This is a genomic window from Saccharopolyspora pogona, assembly GCF_014697215.1.
GTDB classification, from domain to species: Bacteria; Actinomycetota; Actinomycetes; order Mycobacteriales; family Pseudonocardiaceae; genus Saccharopolyspora; species Saccharopolyspora hattusasensis.
The window spans coordinates 8,716,490-8,732,210 of the sequence record NZ_CP031142.1 but is presented as its reverse complement, the minus strand read 5'-3'; the positions used below and the strand labels follow the sequence as shown (position 1 = coordinate 8,732,210).

Annotated in this window: 14 protein-coding genes; 10 read left to right on the top strand and 4 right to left on the bottom strand. The window is 70.8% G+C overall.

The window, feature by feature from the left end:
- Positions 1-21: 21 nt before the first annotated feature.
- Positions 22-738, top strand: coding sequence for an ABC transporter permease (locus tag DL519_RS41240; protein ID WP_223840445.1), 717 nt, complete (start codon positions 22-24; stop codon positions 736-738).
- Between the two features lie 54 nt (positions 739-792).
- A complete protein-coding gene (locus DL519_RS41235) occupies positions 793-1,755 on the top strand; it encodes a COX15/CtaA family protein (RefSeq protein WP_223840090.1) in 963 nt (320 codons plus the stop codon).
- A 102-nt stretch (positions 1,756-1,857) separates the two neighbouring features.
- Here the strand turns inward: DL519_RS41235 and DL519_RS41230 are convergent, their stop codons facing one another.
- Positions 1,858-2,352: a GbsR/MarR family transcriptional regulator gene (locus DL519_RS41230; RefSeq protein WP_190823019.1), complete on the bottom strand. Its 495-nt coding sequence runs from the start codon at positions 2,350-2,352 to the stop codon at positions 1,858-1,860.
- A 112-nt stretch (positions 2,353-2,464) separates the two neighbouring features.
- A complete protein-coding gene (locus DL519_RS41225; RefSeq protein WP_168584495.1) occupies positions 2,465-2,785 on the bottom strand; it encodes a hypothetical protein in 321 nt (106 codons plus the stop codon).
- Positions 2,786-2,959: 174 nt separating this feature from the next.
- On the opposite strand from DL519_RS41225, the gene DL519_RS41220 reads away from it, so the two are divergent.
- A complete protein-coding gene (locus tag DL519_RS41220) occupies positions 2,960-3,928 on the top strand; it encodes a quinone oxidoreductase family protein (RefSeq protein WP_190823017.1) in 969 nt (322 codons plus the stop codon).
- Positions 3,929-4,053: 125 nt separating this feature from the next.
- Here the strand turns inward: DL519_RS41220 and DL519_RS41215 are convergent, their stop codons facing one another.
- Positions 4,054-4,989: a heme o synthase gene (locus DL519_RS41215; protein WP_190823015.1), complete on the bottom strand. Its 936-nt coding sequence runs from the start codon at positions 4,987-4,989 to the stop codon at positions 4,054-4,056.
- A gap of 499 nt (positions 4,990-5,488) precedes the next feature.
- On the opposite strand from DL519_RS41215, the gene tkt reads away from it, so the two are divergent.
- From tkt to DL519_RS41180, 7 genes are all read left to right on the top strand, one after another.
- A complete protein-coding gene (gene tkt, locus DL519_RS41210; RefSeq protein WP_223840089.1) occupies positions 5,489-7,576 on the top strand; it encodes a transketolase in 2,088 nt (695 codons plus the stop codon).
- A 242-nt stretch (positions 7,577-7,818) separates the two neighbouring features.
- Positions 7,819-8,925 (top strand): transaldolase, encoded by a 1,107-nt coding sequence (tal, locus tag DL519_RS41205; RefSeq protein WP_190823013.1) that lies wholly within the window; start codon positions 7,819-7,821, stop codon positions 8,923-8,925.
- 165 nt (positions 8,926-9,090) lie between these two features.
- Positions 9,091-10,725, top strand: a complete 1,635-nt coding sequence (locus DL519_RS41200; protein ID WP_190823011.1) for a glucose-6-phosphate isomerase — start codon at positions 9,091-9,093, stop codon at positions 10,723-10,725.
- Positions 10,722-12,257, top strand: a complete 1,536-nt coding sequence (gene zwf / locus DL519_RS41195; protein WP_190823009.1) for a glucose-6-phosphate dehydrogenase — start codon at positions 10,722-10,724, stop codon at positions 12,255-12,257. The genes DL519_RS41200 and zwf overlap by 4 nt, the downstream gene beginning before the upstream one ends.
- Positions 12,254-13,219, top strand: coding sequence for a glucose-6-phosphate dehydrogenase assembly protein OpcA (gene opcA / locus DL519_RS41190; RefSeq protein ID WP_190823007.1), 966 nt, complete (start codon positions 12,254-12,256; stop codon positions 13,217-13,219). The genes zwf and opcA overlap by 4 nt, the downstream gene beginning before the upstream one ends.
- Positions 13,216-13,980 carry a 6-phosphogluconolactonase gene (pgl, locus tag DL519_RS41185; protein WP_190823006.1) on the top strand — a complete coding sequence of 255 codons (765 nt, stop codon included), beginning with the start codon at positions 13,216-13,218 and terminating at the stop codon, positions 13,978-13,980. The genes opcA and pgl overlap by 4 nt, the downstream gene beginning before the upstream one ends.
- 251 nt (positions 13,981-14,231) lie before the next feature.
- A complete protein-coding gene (locus tag DL519_RS41180) occupies positions 14,232-15,446 on the top strand; it encodes a glycoside hydrolase family 10 protein (RefSeq protein ID WP_190823004.1) in 1,215 nt (404 codons plus the stop codon).
- Between the two features lie 38 nt (positions 15,447-15,484).
- On the opposite strand, the gene DL519_RS41175 is transcribed toward DL519_RS41180, so the two are convergent.
- The gene (locus DL519_RS41175) at positions 15,485-15,709 is read right to left on the bottom strand and encodes a hypothetical protein (RefSeq protein ID WP_190823002.1); all 225 of its coding nucleotides are present in this window, start codon (positions 15,707-15,709) and stop codon (positions 15,485-15,487) included.
- Positions 15,710-15,721 lie beyond the last annotated feature (12 nt).

The window sequence follows — 15,721 nt, the reverse complement described above, 5'->3', positions numbered from 1 at the left end:
GGCCGCGGCCGGGCGGGCCGGATGCTGGCCGCGCAGACCAAGGTCGAGGCGCTGCTGATCATCCGGCACGGCGAGCAGGCGCTGCTGACGCTGATCATTCCGCTGGCGCTGCTGATCGGGCTGAGCACGCTGCACATCGGCACCCTGCCGGAGCCGCGGGTGAACTCGGTGATGCCGCGGATCCTGGCGTTGGCGGTGATGTCCACGGCGTTCACCGGGCAGGCCATCGCGCTCGGCTTCGACCGCCGCTACGGCGTGCTCAAGCGGCTGTCCGCGACGGCGCTGCCGCGCTGGACGCTGGTGTCCGGCCGCGTCCTGGCGACGCTGCTGGTCGTCGCGCTGCAGGCGGTCGTGCTGGGCATCGCCGCGGCGCTGTTGGGCTGGTCACCCGCGCTTGCCGGGCTGCTGCCCGCCATCCCGCTGCTCGTGCTGGGCACGCTCGCCTTCGGCGCGGCCGGGGTGCTGGCCGGCGGCTCGTTGCGGGCCGAGATCGTGCTCGCGCTGGCCAACGCGATCTGGTTCGTGCTGCTGCTCGCCGGTGGGTTGGCGCTGCCCGCGAGCGAGCTGCCCGGCCCGGTCGGCGCGGTCGCCGGCTTCCTGCCGTCCGGTGCCCTCGCGGAGGCCTTGGACGCGGTGCTGGTCAACGGCGCCCTGCCCGGCGTGCAGCCGGTCGCGGTGCTGGTGGCGTGGGGCGCGGTGTGCGGCGCGGTGGCGATCCGGACCACGCGTCTGACCTGATCCGGGACTGCCCTGCGGGTGGGCGGTTTTCGGCGGCGTCCTACCATCGAGTGCGTGCCCACGGCCTCGATGACTTCCCGGATCTCCCGCCCGTCGCCGCGCGTTGTGCGCGGTCTGGCCATCGCGGTGCTGGTGACGCAGGCGCTGATCTCGGTGACCGGCGTGATCGTCCGGGTGACCGGTTCCGGGCTTGGCTGCCCCACGTGGCCGCAGTGCTTCCCGGGCAGCATGGTGCCCGTCGAGCACCCCGAGGTCGCGACCCTCCACCAGGTGATCGAGTTCGGCAACCGGCTGCTGACCGGCGTGATCGGGTTCATCGCGCTGGCCTGCTTCCTGGCCGCGTGGCGGTGCCTGCCCTACCGGAAGCGGCTGGTCCGGCTGGCGCTGATCATGCCGCTGGGCGTGATCGCGCAGGCGATCATCGGCGGCATGACGGTGCGCGTCAACCTGGCCTGGTGGAGCGTGTCGATGCACTTCATGGCCTCGGCGGTGCTCATCTGGCTGGCCACGATCCTGGTCAAGGCGACCACCGAGGGCGACCGCGAGCCGGTCGGCGTGGTGCCGCCGCCGATGCGCAAGCTGCTGGCCGCCCTGGTCGTGGTCACCGCGGCCGTGCTGGTCCTCGGCACCCTGGTCACCGCTTCCGGGCCGCACGCCGGCGACCCGGACACCCCGCGGCTGGACCTCCCGGTGCCGACGATGGTGCAGACCCACGGCCTGCTGGTGATGGCGTACGTGCTGCTGCTCGCGGTGTTCGGCGTGTGGCTGCGCAGCGCCCGCCCGACCAAGGCGCTGCTGAAGACCTACGGCGCGGCGTGCGTACTCGTGCTGGTGCAGGGCGGGATCGGCTCCGCGCAGTACTACCTCGGCGTTCCCGAGGCGATGGTGGTTCTGCACGTGCTGGCGGCGACGCTGGTGATCATCGTCACCGCGATGCTCTGGTGCGAATCCCGCTACCGCGGCCCGCTGCCGGAGCCGACGCCCGAGGCCACCGCCAAGCAATCCGTCGCCGCCTGAACCGGCCGGACTCGATCTCGAAGGTGCCCGCCACCCACTCCGGCTCGCTCGAACCGGCATCAACCGATCGTCCGATGCCGGCATCCCCCGGCGCGGTGCCGGTCAGAAGCGCAGCTTGGGTTTTCCTTCGCGTTCCCAGCGGCGCCACAGCTCCGGCATCTCGCCGGACAGCCACTGGTAGAACTCGTTGACCGTGCGCAGGCGGCGGGCCCGTTCGCCCTGGCCGCTGAACATCCGCAGGCCTTGCGCGGTGAGCTCTTCCAGCGCGGTGACCCGCTCCATGCGCTGGCGCACCAGCGCCGGCCAGCGGTCCTCCTCCACCTGGTACAGCGCCGCCTCGCGGCCCTGCCGGGTCGTCTTGGAGATCACCCCGAGCCGCATCAGCAGCCGCACGTTGGTGCTGATCGATCCGGTGCTCGCGGCCAGCGCGTGGGACAGCTCCGCGGCGGTGCGCTCCGGCGGGTCGCAGACCAGCAGGAACGCCAGGATCCGGCCGGCGATCAGCGGCATGCCCTCGCTGGCCTCGAAGTGCGCCGCCATCTGCTCGATCCACTCCGACATGGCGGGCCGGTCGGTGCGCTGCAAGTAGTCGGACACGACGACTCCAAGTGATCGAGTTTAGTCTCCGCTGAAAACATAAACCACAGCGAAGGATTCGACCAAGCAGCGATCAAAGGCGTGTCGGACATCCAGCGCGAGACGCGCGGCGTCACCGCGCCCGGGGACCGGCCATCTTCCGCCGGTGCGCGGGCCCGATCTTCAGCGCCGCGACCGTCTCGCCGTCCCATTCGTGCGGCGACAGCCCGTCGACGGCCTCGACGAGGGCCTCCCCCGCGGCCACGTCGGGCACCATCACGTCGCCCATCAGGCCGTCCTCGCCGATCAGCACGATCCGGGCACCCGTCCGCCCCAGGTTCTCCACCACCGCGCGCGCGGACCCGCCGTGCGCGGCGACGAACGCCGTCGCCACGGCGATCGCCTTCGGCGAAGGTGCGGTGGCCTGTTCGGTGTCCTTCTCGGCAGCCGTCATGCCCGGAATCCTAAACACGATTCACCACTGGGCAACAGCTTCGTTGCGCACGGCACCCGCGCGATCAGCGGGCGGTGCGACGGGCATCATTTCGGCAGTCGGGTGCTCCCGGGGGAAGATCGGACCGAGGTGCGGAGTTGCACCCGTCGAACGACGACAGGCGGAGGAGAGAGCATGCGCGCGATTCGCGTGGCGGCGAACGGCGGACCCGAGGTCCTGGAGTACAGCGAAGCCGAACTGCCCGACCCGGGGCCCGGCCAGTTGCTGGTCGAGGTCGCCGCGGCCGGGGTCAACTTCATCGACACCTACCAGCGCAGCGGGATCTACTCGATGAAGCTGCCGTTCACGCCCGGCTCGGAGGGTGCGGGCAAGGTCGTCGCGGTCGGCCCCGGCGTGACCGGCTTCGGCGTCGGCGACCGCATCGCCTGGGCGATGGTGCCGGGCAGCTACGCCGAGCGGGCGCTGGTGCCCGCCGGCAAGGCGGTGCGGGTGCCGGACGGGGTGGACGACCAGACGGCGGCGGCCGCGCTCCTGCAGGGACTGACCGCGCACTACCTGATCACCTCGACCTACCCGGTGCAAACCGGCGAGACCGCCCTGGTGCACGCCGCGGCCGGCGGCATGGGCCTGCTGCTGACCCAGCTGATCAAGTCGCGCGGCGCGAACGTGATCGGCACCGTGTCCACGCCCGAGAAGGAGGAGCTGGCACGGGAGGCGGGCGCCGACGAGATCATCCGCTACACCGAGGCGGACGTGGCCGAGGAGGTCAAGGACCTCACCGACGGGCGCGGCGTGGACGTGGTCTACGACGGCGTCGGCAAGACCACCTTCGACGCGAGCCTGGCCAGCCTGCGGCCGCGCGGCATGCTCGCGCTGTTCGGCGCGTCCAGCGGCCCGGTGCCGCCAGTCGACCCGCAGCGGCTGAACGCGGCGGGATCGGTGTTCCTGACCCGCCCGAGCCTCGCGCACCACATCCTGACCCGCGACGAGCTGGACTCGCGGGCCAACGAGCTGTTCGGCTGGATCGCCAGCGGCACCCTCAAGATCCGCATCGGCGGCACCTACCCGCTGCCGGACGCCCGCCGCGCGCACGAGGACCTGGAAGGCCGCCGCACCACCGGAAAGCTCCTGCTCCTGCCGTGATCACCGCACACGTCCGCAATTTCAATGGAAATCGAAGGTCTGATTTCCATTGAAATTGCGGACACCCGCACCGGACACGCGCACCGGACGAGCAGGGAAACCGGGTCAGAAGCGCGGAAACCGGCTCAGAACGGCCAGCCCAGCACGGGCAGGCTCAGCGCGGAGTCCACAGCGAGGGCCACGCACACGATCATCAAGTACGTGTTGGACATGTGGAACAGCTTCATCGGCTTGGTCTTCTCGCCGCGCTTGGTAGCGGCGTGCAGCCGGTGCGCGAGGAACAGGAACCACGCCCCGGCGAGGACCGCGAACGCCGCATAGAGCCAGCCGGTCGCCGGGACCAGCAGCAGCGTCCACGCCACCATCAGCCAGGTGAACACCACGATCTGCCGCGACACGTACACCGGCTGCGCCACCACCGGCAGCATCGGGACGCCGGCGCGCTCGTAGTCGTCCTTGTACTTCATCGCCAGCGACCAGGTGTGCGGCGGCGTCCAGAAGAAGATCACGCCGAACATCACCAGCGCCGGCCAGTCCACCCGGCCGGTCACCCCGGCCCAGCCGATCACCACCGGCATGCAGCCCGCGGCGCCGCCCCAGACGATGTTCTGCGCGGTGCGCCGCTTGAGCACCAGCGTGTAGACGAAGACGTAGAACAGGATCGTGCCGACGGCCAGCGACGCGGCCAGCAGGTTCGTCGTCGCCCACAGCCAGCCGAAGGACCCGGCGCCGAGCACGATGCCGAAGACCAGGGCGTGCCGGGTGGTCACCGTGTGCCGCACCAGCGGGCGGGCCCGGGTGCGTTTCATCACCTGGTCGATATCGGCGTCGGCGACGCAGTTCAGCGCGTTCGCGCTGCCCGCCGCCATGGTGCCGCCGATCAGCGTGGCGAGCACCAGCCACGGCGACGGGATGCCCCGCGCGGCCAGCAGCATCGCCGGGATGGTGGTCACCAGCAGCAGCTCGATGACTCGCGGTTTGATCAGCCCCGTATAGGCTTTCAGCAGCTCAGCGGGCCGCCGAGCGTGCGGTGTCCGGGGGGCGTCGACGACGGTGGTCACGACGCTGCGCTCACCGGCGGCATGGCACTCCTAAGGCGTTTCGGACGACCTGGCACAACCCGGATCGCGCCGAATTGGACCGACCATGAATAGTAGGCGCGCTACTGAACGCGGCCTCGCGCGGGTCGTCGCCGGGGCCCCGCGCCGGGGCTGGTGGCCCTGGTCACGCCCCTTCGCCGCTATCCTGGCCGGGTTCCCGCCACGATCGCCGAACGGGTCGCCCTTCAACGCGAAATCGCAGGGCACCGGCAGGCAGTAGCCGAGCCTCCGGTGTCACCCGGATGGGGCAACCGTGGTCTTCCAGGCGCAGTGTCGGGCGCCGCCGCTCCCCGCTTCCGATGGGCGGGGAACACCAATGCAGACGGGTCGGCACGTGGCTGATCGGACACGACTAGGCTGCCCGTCGGACGAGGGATAACCGCGGTTCGAATCGGTCCAGCAGCGACCGCATTCTCCGCGTTGTAGGGAAAACCGCCGAAGGAAACTTGGAGCTGCGTCCGTGTCCGTCACCGACGACCTTGCCCGTTTGACCACCAAGCACCTGCCCGAAGGCTGGACCGAACTGGACCAGCGCGCGGTGGACACCTCCCGCGTGCTGGCCGCCGACGCGGTGGAGAACTGCGGTAGCGGCCACCCGGGCACCGCGATGAGCCTGGCGCCCGCCGCCTACGCGCTGTTCCAGCGCGTCATGCGGCACGACCCCAGCGACCCGGACTGGATCGGCCGCGACCGGTTCGTGCTGTCGGCCGGGCACTCGAGCCTGACGCTCTACGTGCAGCTGTTCCTGGCCGGCTACGGCCTGGAGATCGACGACCTGAAGTCGCTGCGCAAGTGGGGCTCGAAGACGCCGGGCCACCCCGAGTACGGGCACACCGACGGCGTCGAGACCACCACCGGCCCGCTGGGCCAGGGCCTGGCCACCGCGGTCGGGATGGCGATGGCCGCCCGTCGCGAGCGCGGCCTGTACGACCCGGAGGCCGCCGCGGGTGAGAGCCCGTTCGACCACCACATCTACGTGATCGCCTCCGACGGCGACATCGAGGAGGGCATCACCTCCGAGGCATCGTCGCTGGCCGGGACCCAGCAACTGGGCAACCTGACGGTGATCTACGACGCGAACGAGATCTCCATCGAGGACGACACCCGCATCGCGCTGTCCGAGGACACCGCCAAGCGGTACGAGTCCTACGGCTGGCAGGTCCTCGTGGTGCACGGCGGCGAGGACGTCAAGGGCCTGCTGGAGGCCATCGAGTCGGCCAGGGCCGAGAGCGCCCGCCCGACCCTGATCGTGCTGCGCACGGTGATCGGCTACCCGGCCCCGACCAAGATGAACACCGGCAAGGCGCACGGCGCCGCGCTGGGTGCCGACGAGGTCGCCGGGGTCAAGCAGGCACTGGGCTTCGACCCGCAGCAGTCCTTCCAGGTGGACGCCGACGTGCTGGCCCACGCCCGCGAGGCCGGCGCCCGGGGCAAGGCCGCGCGCGCCGACTGGCAGGTCGCCTTCGACGAGTGGGCGGCGGCCAACCCGGAGCGCAAGGCGCTGCTGGACCGGCTGACCACCCGCGAGCTGCCCGCCGGCTGGCAGGAGAAGCTGCCGACCTGGGAGGCCGACGGCAAGGGCGTCGCCACCCGCAAGGCCTCCGGTGAGGTCCTCAACGCGCTGGCCGACGTGCTGCCCGAGTTGTGGGGCGGCTCGGCCGACCTGGCGGAGAGCAACAACACCACGATGAAGGGCGCCGACTCGTTCGGCCCGGAGTCGATCTCCACCAGCACCTGGAACGCCAACCCGTACGGCCGGACGCTGCACTTCGGCATCCGCGAGCACGCGATGGGCGCGATCCTCAACGGCATCGCGCTGCACGGCGGCACCCGCCCCTACGGCGGCACCTTCCTGGTGTTCAGCGACTACATGCGCCCGGCCGTCCGGCTGGCCGCGCTGATGAAGACCCCGGTCATCTTCGTGTGGACGCACGACTCGATCGGCCTGGGCGAGGACGGCCCGACGCACCAGCCGATCGAGCACGTCGCCTCGCTGCGCGCGATCCCCGGCTTCTCGCTGGTCCGCCCGGCCGACGCCAACGAGACCGCGGCCTCGTGGAAGGCCATCCTGGAAGACCCGAGCGGCCCCGCCGGCCTGGCGCTGACCCGCCAGGGCGTGCCGACGCTGGAGGGCGTGGACGCCGACGGCGTCGCCAAGGGCGGCTACGTGCTGGCCGAGGCCGGCAACGGCAAGCCCGAGCTCGTGCTGATCGGCACCGGTTCCGAGGTCCAGCTGGCCGTCGAGGCCAGGAAGATCCTGGAGGCCGACGGCGTTGCCACCCGCGTGGTGTCGATGCCTTGCGTCGAATGGTTCGACGCGCAGGACGAGGCCTACCGCGAGTCGGTGCTGCCGAGCGCGGTCAAGGCCCGCGTCTCGGTGGAGGCCGGCATCGCCATGCCGTGGTACCGGTTCGTCAAGGACGCCGGTGAGTCGGTGTCCATCGAGCACTTCGGCGCCTCGGCCGACTACAAGACCCTTTACAACGAGTTCGGCATCACCGCCGACGCAGTTGTCGCGGCGGCCCGACGCAGCCTGGAAAAGGCTTGACAAACTAGTTTTGCGTAGGTGGCCACCTAGTGGAACCTCAGACGCTCCCTGGACTGTGGGAGCCCCTCCTTATGTATGGTCCGATACGCGGCGGAGGGGCTGTCCTCGCCAGGAAGCGTCTGAGAACCCGCGGGTGGTCGTCCTGCGAGCGTGGGCTAAGCGGCTGACGCCGCTTCAGAACAAGATCACGATTACCTAGAGGCTCTGAGCAACGCCCAGCAGGCGTGAGCGGAGGAATTCCTTTGACCACCAACCCGAACCTCAAGGCGCTCAGCGAGGCCGGGGTTTCGATCTGGCTGGACGACCTGTCCCGGCAGCGGATCTCCTCGGGCAACCTCGCCGAGCTGATCACCGACCAGGCGGTCGTCGGCGTCACGAGCAACCCGACGATCTTCGCCAACGCGCTGTCCAACGCCGCCGACTACACCGAGAAGGTGCGCGAGCTGGCGGCCCGCGGCGCGAGCGTCGACGACACGGTGCGCGAGCTGACCACCGCCGACGTCCGGGACGCGGCGGACATCTTCCGCAACGTCTACGAGTCCACCGGCGGCGTCGACGGCCGGGTCTCGCTGGAGGTCGACCCGCGGCTGGCGCACGACACCGAGCGCACCGTGGCCGAGGCCGTGGACCTGTGGAAAGCCGTGGACCGGCCGAACCTGATGGTCAAGATCCCGGCCACCGTGGAGGGCCTGCCCGCGATCACCCGCGTGCTCGCCGAGGGCATCAGCGTCAACGTCACGCTGATCTTCTCGGTGCAGCGCTACCGTGACGTGATGGACGCCTTCCTAGCCGGCTTGGAGCAGGCCAAGGCAGGCGGTCACGACGTCGCCCAGATCTCCTCTGTCGCGTCGTTCTTCGTGTCCCGGGTGGACACCGAGATCGACAAGCGGCTGGAGAAGTTCGCCGGTGGTGAGGAGCTGCGCGGCAAGGCAGCGATCGCCAACGCGCGGCTGGCCTACGCGGCCTACGAGGAGGTCTTCGGCACCGAGCGCTGGAAGGCTCTCGAGGCCGCCGGCGCGAAGGCGCAGCGTCCGCTGTGGGCGTCCACCGGCGTGAAGGACCCGGCCTACTCCGACACGCGCTACGTGGACGAGCTGGCCGCGCCGAACACGGTGAACACCATGCCGGAGGCGACCCTGAAGGCCACCGCGGACCACGCCGACGTGCGCGGCGACACGGTCACCGGCACCGCCGCCGCCTCGCAGCAGGTCTTCGACGACCTCGCCAAGATCGGCATCGACCTCGACGACGTGTTCGCGGTGCTGGAGAGCGAGGGCGTCGAGAAGTTCGAGAAGTCCTGGACCGAACTGCTGGAGACCGTGGGCCGGCAACTGGACCAGGCGAAGTAAACAACTGCCGAAGTCTCCGGGAAATCCGGGCCGGTGCACACCTGCCGCACCGGCCCGGATCGGCGACACTGTGGTCGCACGAAGTTGGCTTCCAAGATCGAACCCAGGATCCCCCGGATCGATCTAGGGTTCGAGCCCAACTGGATCGAGCGCTGAAGGAACTACATGGCAACCGAAACCTCCGTCGACATTCCCGATGTTGCGCTAGCGGCCGAGGCCCGACCGCTGGTCGAGCGCCTGGCCGCCGATGAGGTTGCCGGCAAGCTCGCCGCCCAGGACGCCACGCTGTGGGGTCCGGACGCCGAGAGCGAGGCATCCATCCGGCTGTCCTGGACGACGCTGCACGAGAGCTCGCGTCCGCTGCTCGCCGAGATCGACGCGCTGCGCGCCGAACTGCACGCCGAGGGCCTGGACCGCATCGTGCTGGCCGGGATGGGTGGCTCGTCGCTGGCTCCGGAGGTGATCACCGCGACCGCCGGCGTGCCGCTGGTCGTGCTGGACACCACCGACCCCGGGCAGGTCGCGGACGCGCTGGCCGGTGACCTCGACCGCACCGTGCTGGTCATCTCCTCGAAGTCCGGGACCACCGTCGAGACCGACAGCCACCGCGGGATCTTCGAGCGGGCTTTCACGCAAAACGGAATCGATCCTGTGACCCGCATCATCGTGGTCACCGACCCCGGTTCGCCGATGGAGTCTGCGGCGCGCGAGGCGGGCTACCGCAAGGTTTTCACCGCCGACCCGCACGTGGGCGGCCGCTACTCGGCGCTGACCGCCTTCGGGCTGGTGCCCGCCGGGCTGGCCGGTGCCGACGTCGCGGCGCTGCTGGACGACGCCGCTGCCGCGTTCCGGCGGCTGAGCGCCGATGACACCGGCAACCCGGCGTTGCGGCTGGGCGCGGCGCTGGGTGCGGCGCACGCCAAGGGGTCCGAGAAGGTCGTCTTCGCCGACACCGGCTCGGGCATCGCGGGCTTCGGCGACTGGGTCGAGCAGCTGATCGCCGAGTCCACCGGTAAGAACGGCACCGGCCTGCTGCCCGTCGTCGTCGAGAACATCGACGCCCCCGGCTTCGCCGACGCCGGTGCCGGCGCGACGACCGTGGCCGTCGGGCCGGCCGTCGACGGCGCGCAGATCAGCACCGCCGGCCCACTGGGCGGCATGTTCCTGCTGTGGGAGTTCGCCACCGCGGTGGCCGGTCGGCTGCTGGGCATCAACCCATTCGACCAGCCGGACGTGGAAGCCGCGAAGAAGGCCGCGCGGGCGCTGCTGGACGGCCCGGCCGGCGGCCCGGCCGCGACCCCGGCGCTGGTCGACGGCGCGATCGAGGTGCACCCTTCCGGCGACTGGCTGACCGCAGGCGTCGGCAACGTGACCGAGGCGCTGCGGGCCTTCCTGGCCACCGCGCCGAAGGGCGGTTACCTCGCCGTCCAGGCGTACCTGGACCGCCTCGACGACGCCTCGACCGCGGTGCTGCGGCCCGAGCTGGCGCGCCGCACCGGGCTGCAGACGACCTTCGGCTGGGGACCGAGGTTCCTGCACTCCACCGGCCAGTACCACAAGGGCGGCCACCAGAACGGCGTGTTCCTGCAGATCACCGGCGCGGCCGAAGAGGACCTGGAGGTCCCGGACCGGCCGTACACGCTGGCCGGGCTGCAGCGCGCCCAGGCGCTCGGCGACGGCCAAGTGCTCGCCGACCGCAACCGGCCGGTGCTGCGACTGCACCTCACCGACCGGGCGGCCGGGCTCGTCGAGCTGGTCAAGGCCGTGCAGCACCTGCGCTCCTTGGAGGACCAGGCGTGACTCGAAGCGAACAGTGGCACAACCCGCTGCGCGATCCGCGGGACAAGCGGCTGCCTCGGATCGCCGGCCCGTGCGGGTTGACGATCTTCGGCGTGACGGGTGACCTGTCCCGCAAGAAGCTGATGCCGGCGATCTACGACCTGGCCAACCGGAGCCTGCTGCCGCCGGGCTTCGCGCTGACCGGCTTCGCCCGCCGCGACTGGGCCGACCAGGACTTCGGCCAGGTCGTCTACGACGCGGTCCGGGAGCACGCGCGGACCCCGTTCCACCAGAACGTCTGGGACCGGCTGGCTGAGGGCATCCGGTTCGTGCCGGGGTCGTTCGACGACGACGGCGCCTTCGACCGGCTCGCCGAGACGGTCAAGCAGCTCGACGCCGAACGCGGCACCGGCGGCAACCACGCGTTCTACCTGTCGGTGCCGCCCTCGGCGTTTCCGACGGTGCTCAAGCAGCTGTCCCGCTCGGGGCTGACCGACCAGTCCGGCGGCAGCTGGCGGCGGGTGGTCATCGAGAAACCGTTCGGCCACGACCTGGAGAGCGCGCGGCAGCTCAACGGCATCGTCAACGAGGTGTTCCCCGAGGAGTCGGTATTCCGCATCGACCACTACCTCGGCAAGGAGACGGTGCAGAACATCCTGGCGCTGCGCTTCGCGAACCAGCTGTTCGAGCCGATCTGGAACGCGCACTACGTGGACCACGTGCAGATCACCATGGCCGAGGACATCGGTCTGGGCGGGCGTGCCGGCTACTACGACGGCATCGGCGCGGCCCGCGACGTGATCCAGAACCACCTGCTGCAGCTGCTGGCGTTCACCGCGATGGAGGAGCCGGTCTCGTTCTCCCCGCAGGACCTGCGCGCGGAGAAGATCAAGGTGCTGTCGGCGACCAAGCCGGTCGGCCCGTTCGACCAGACCACGGCCCGCGGCCAGTACACCGGCGGGTGGCAGGGCGGTTCGCTGGTGCCGGGCCTGCACGAGGAGGGCGGTTTCGCGTCCGACTCGATCACCGAGACCTACGCGGCGATCACCCTGGAGGTGGCAAGCCGGCGGTGGGCCGGGGTGCCGTTCTACCTGCGCAGCGGCAAGCGACTGGGCCGCCGGGTCACCGAGATCGCGGTGGTGTTCAAGCGCGCCCCGCACCTGCCGTTCGACAGCACGATGACCGAGGAGCTCGGGCAGAACGCCCTGGTGATCCGGGTGCAGCCGGACGAGGGCATCACGATGCGCTTCGGCGCGAAGGTGCCGGGCACCTCGATGGAGGTGCGCGACGTGACCATGGACTTCGGTTACGGGCACGCGTTCACCGAGTCCTCGCCGGAGGCCTACGAGCGGCTCATCCTGGACGTGCTGCTGGGCGAGCCGTCGCTGTTCCCGGTCAACGAGGAGGTCGAGCTGTCCTGGCGGATCCTCGACCCCGTGCTGGACAACTGGGCAGTCAACGGCAAACCCGAGCCGTACAAGGCCGGGACGTGGGGTCCGCCGTCGGCGGACGCGATGCTGGCCCGAACCGGACGCGTCTGGAGGCGACCGTGATCATCGATCTGCCGTCCACCACCACTTCGCAGGTCAACAAGAAGCTGGTGGAACTGCGCGAGACCGGCGGTGCCGTCGCGCTGGGCCGGGTGCTGACGCTGGTGATCGTCACCGGCGACGGCACCGAGGTGGAGAAGGCCATCCAGGCCGCCAACGACGCCAGCCGGGAGCACCCGTGCCGGGTGATCGTGGTGGCCAGCGGGGCGCGGCAGGCCGCGCCGCGGCTGGACGCCCAGATCCGCATCGGCGGCGACGCTGGGGCCTCGGAGGTCATCGTGCTGCGGCTGTACGGGCCGCTGGCCGACGAGGGCGCCGGCTCGGTGGTGCCGCTGCTGCTGCCGGACGCGCCGGTCGTGGCGTGGTGGCCCACGGAATCCCCGGAGTTCCCCGCGAAGGACCCGATCGGCGCGCTATCGCACCGCCGGATCACCGACGCGGCGGCCGAAGCGGACCCGATCGCCTCGCTGCAGAAGCGCGTGAAGTCCTATGCGGACGGTGACACGGATCTGGCCTGGACCAGGCTGACCTCGTGGCGCGCGATGCTGGCGGCGGCGATGGACCTGCCGCCGCACGATGCCGTCACGGCCGCCACGGTCACCGGTGCGGCGGACTCGCCGTCGACCGACCTGCTGGCCGCGTGGCTGGCCAGCTACCTGGGAATCCCGGTGCGCCGGCTGGAGCACCCGCGCGGGCCGGGCATCGTCGCAGCGGTGCTGGAGCGCCCGTCGGGCAACGTGGAGATCGTCCGCCAGGACGGCAAGGTCGGGACGCTGACCCAGCCGGGCCAGCCGGACCGGCGGGTGTCGTTGCAGCGCCGCGAGGTGCGCGACTGCCTCACCGAGGAACTGCGCCGCCTCGACGCGGACGAGATCTACGAGGCCACCCTGCAGGGCCTGGACACGATCGTCCGCGGCGAGGAAGAACCGGCGGCGGAGACCGAGCCGGCAGAGGCCGGTTCATGACCCGGCCGGAAGTGGTCGTGCACGCCACCGGCGAGCTGCTCGCGGCCGCTGCGGCGGCCCGGCTGATCACCAAGATCGTCGACGCGCAGGCCGCGCACGGCGTGGCGTCGGTGGTGCTCACCGGCGGCCGCACGGGCATCGGCGTGCTCGAACAGGTCAACGGTTCTCCCGCCCGCGACGCGGTGGACTGGGCGAACGTGGACGTGTACTGGGGCGACGAGCGGTTCCTGCCGGACGGCGACCCGGACCGCAACGAGACCCAGGCCCGCCACGCCCTGCTGGACCACGTGCCGGTGACCTCGGAACGGGTGCACCCGATGGCCCCGTCGGACGGCAAGTTCGGGCCGGACGCCGATGCGGCGGCGGCGCACTACGCGGAGGTGCTGGCGACCACGGCCTCGCGGGCGACCGACATCGCGGTCCCCCACTTCGACGTGCTGCTGCTCGGCGTCGGCGAAGAGGGGCACACGGCGTCGCTGTTCCCGGAAACGCCGTACGTGCAGGAATCTGAGCGGACGGTGGTGGGCGTGCACGACTGCCCGAAGCCGCCGCCGACGCGGATCTCCCTAACGCTCCCGGCGATCAAGGCGGCGTCCGAGGTGTGGCTGATGACCACGGGTCCGGCGAAGGCGGAGCCGGTGGCGGCGGCGCTGGGCGGCGCGAAGCCGGTGGACATCCCGGCGGCGGGAGCCCACGGCCGGGACCGGACCCTCTGGCTCCTCGACCCGACCGCGGCATCGGCCATCCCCACCAGAAACTGATCCCGCCAAGGGCGAAGGGCACCTTCGACCGGCGACGGCCGACAACCGGCGAAGGCCGACCGACGGTGCCCTTCGCCTTCGGCGCTTCCTGACGCGCTGCGAAGCCGTCGGTTCCGGCGGGGTTCGGACCTCGTCCTGCCGGGACCGACCAGATCAGGCGACGTGGTAATTCCTCGCCAATGCAGCGCGGGAAGGGTGTTGGCCGTACCCTTTGGCGCGCAGTTGTCGATCAGTGGCGAAGGCGAGCTGGGATGACCCGCACTCAGGGATTGCGTCGGCTCCGGGCGGACGTGTTGGGCTTGGCGCTGGGGTTGGTGGCGATCCTCCTCGGGATCCTCGGCACCACCGGAGCCGCGGCGAAGGCGCCGAGCACCGCGATGCGCGGGATGTGGATCGCCGGTGTGAAGAACATCGACTGGCCGAGCAAGCCGGGGCTATCCGCCGCTGCGCAGCAGGACGAGTACCGCAAGCTGCTCGACCAGGCCGTCGCGAACAGGCTCAACGCCGTGTTCGTCCAGGTGCGACCGACGGCCGACGCGTTCTGGCCGTCGCCGCTCGAGCCGTGGTCGCACTGGTTGACCGGCCGGCAGGGCCAGGACCCGGGTTACGACCCGCTGAGGTTCGTGATCGACGAGACGCACAAGCGGGGCCTGCAGTTCCACGCCTGGTTCAACCCGTACCGGATCAGCATGACGGACGATCCGCAGGCCCTCGTCCCGGAACACCCGGCGCGCAAGCACCCGGAGTGGACGTTCGCCTACGGCGGCAAGCTGTACTACGACCCCGGTGTGCCGCAGGCCCGGGCGTTCGTGACCGACGCGATCATGAACGCGGTCGAGAACTACGACGTCGACGGCGTGCACCTCGACGACTACTTCTACCCGTACCCGGTCGAGGGCCAGAAGATCCCGGACGAGAGGACCTTCGCCGAGCACGGCAAGGACTTCGCCGACATCGCGGACTGGCGGCGGCACAACGTCGACCAGCTGGTGTCCGGCCTGGACGCCCGGGTGCACCAGGCCAAGCCGGACGCGGCGTTCGGCGTCAGCCCGTTCGGGATCTGGCGCAACGCCGCCAGCGACCCGGCCGGCTCGGACACCAAGGGCCTGGAGTCGTACTCGGCGATCTACGCCGACACCCGTAAGTGGGTGCGCGAGGGCTGGGTCGACTACATCGCCCCGCAGGTCTACTGGCAGATCGGCCACCCGGCCGCCGACTACGCCGCCCTGATCCCGTGGTGGTCCAAGACCGTCTCGGGCACCGGCGTGGACCTCTACATCGGCCAGGCGGCGTACCTGGTCGGCAACGAGGGATGGACCGATCCCGGGGAGCTTTCCGCTCACCTGAGCCTCAACAGCAGGCACCGCGGCGTCAGAGGCGACATCTACTTCAGCGCCAAGTCCCTGACCACCAACGCCGCCGAAGCCATGGCCCGGGTGGTCCGCGAGCACTACGCGGACCATTAGCGGTCCACACCGGACGCGAGTCCGGTGTGGACGGTCGGTCAGTTGTCGTTGTCGGATCCGGCGCTGCCATCGCCGGAGTTGAAGTTGAGCGTCCGGTCGACTTCGATCAGGCTGTCGCCGTTGTTGCTGAACTGGACGAGCGCGACGCCCCTCGTGTCGCTGTGCCCGTCGCTGCTGGGCCCGGCGTGCGCCGTCCCTGCAGCGGCGGCCAGCAGGACCCCGGACATCGTCGCGAGACCCGCCGAACGGCCGAAAACCCGCATTACAGAACTCCT

What these genes read in the sequence shown, in the direction of transcription:
- DL519_RS41240 (WP_223840445.1), top strand. Translation starts at nt 22, where the DNA reads ATGCTGGCCGCGCAGACCAAGGTCGAGGCGCTGCTGATCATCCGGCAC.
- DL519_RS41225 (WP_168584495.1), bottom strand. Translation starts at nt 2,785, where the DNA reads ATGACGGCTGCCGAGAAGGACACCGAACAGGCCACCGCACCTTCGCCG.
- DL519_RS41220 (WP_190823017.1), top strand. Translation starts at nt 2,960, where the DNA reads ATGCGCGCGATTCGCGTGGCGGCGAACGGCGGACCCGAGGTCCTGGAG.
- DL519_RS41200 (WP_190823011.1), top strand. Translation starts at nt 9,091, where the DNA reads ATGGCAACCGAAACCTCCGTCGACATTCCCGATGTTGCGCTAGCGGCC.
- pgl (WP_190823006.1), top strand. Translation starts at nt 13,216, where the DNA reads ATGACCCGGCCGGAAGTGGTCGTGCACGCCACCGGCGAGCTGCTCGCG.
- DL519_RS41180 (WP_190823004.1), top strand. Translation starts at nt 14,232, where the DNA reads ATGACCCGCACTCAGGGATTGCGTCGGCTCCGGGCGGACGTGTTGGGC.
- DL519_RS41175 (WP_190823002.1), bottom strand. Translation starts at nt 15,709, where the DNA reads ATGCGGGTTTTCGGCCGTTCGGCGGGTCTCGCGACGATGTCCGGGGTC.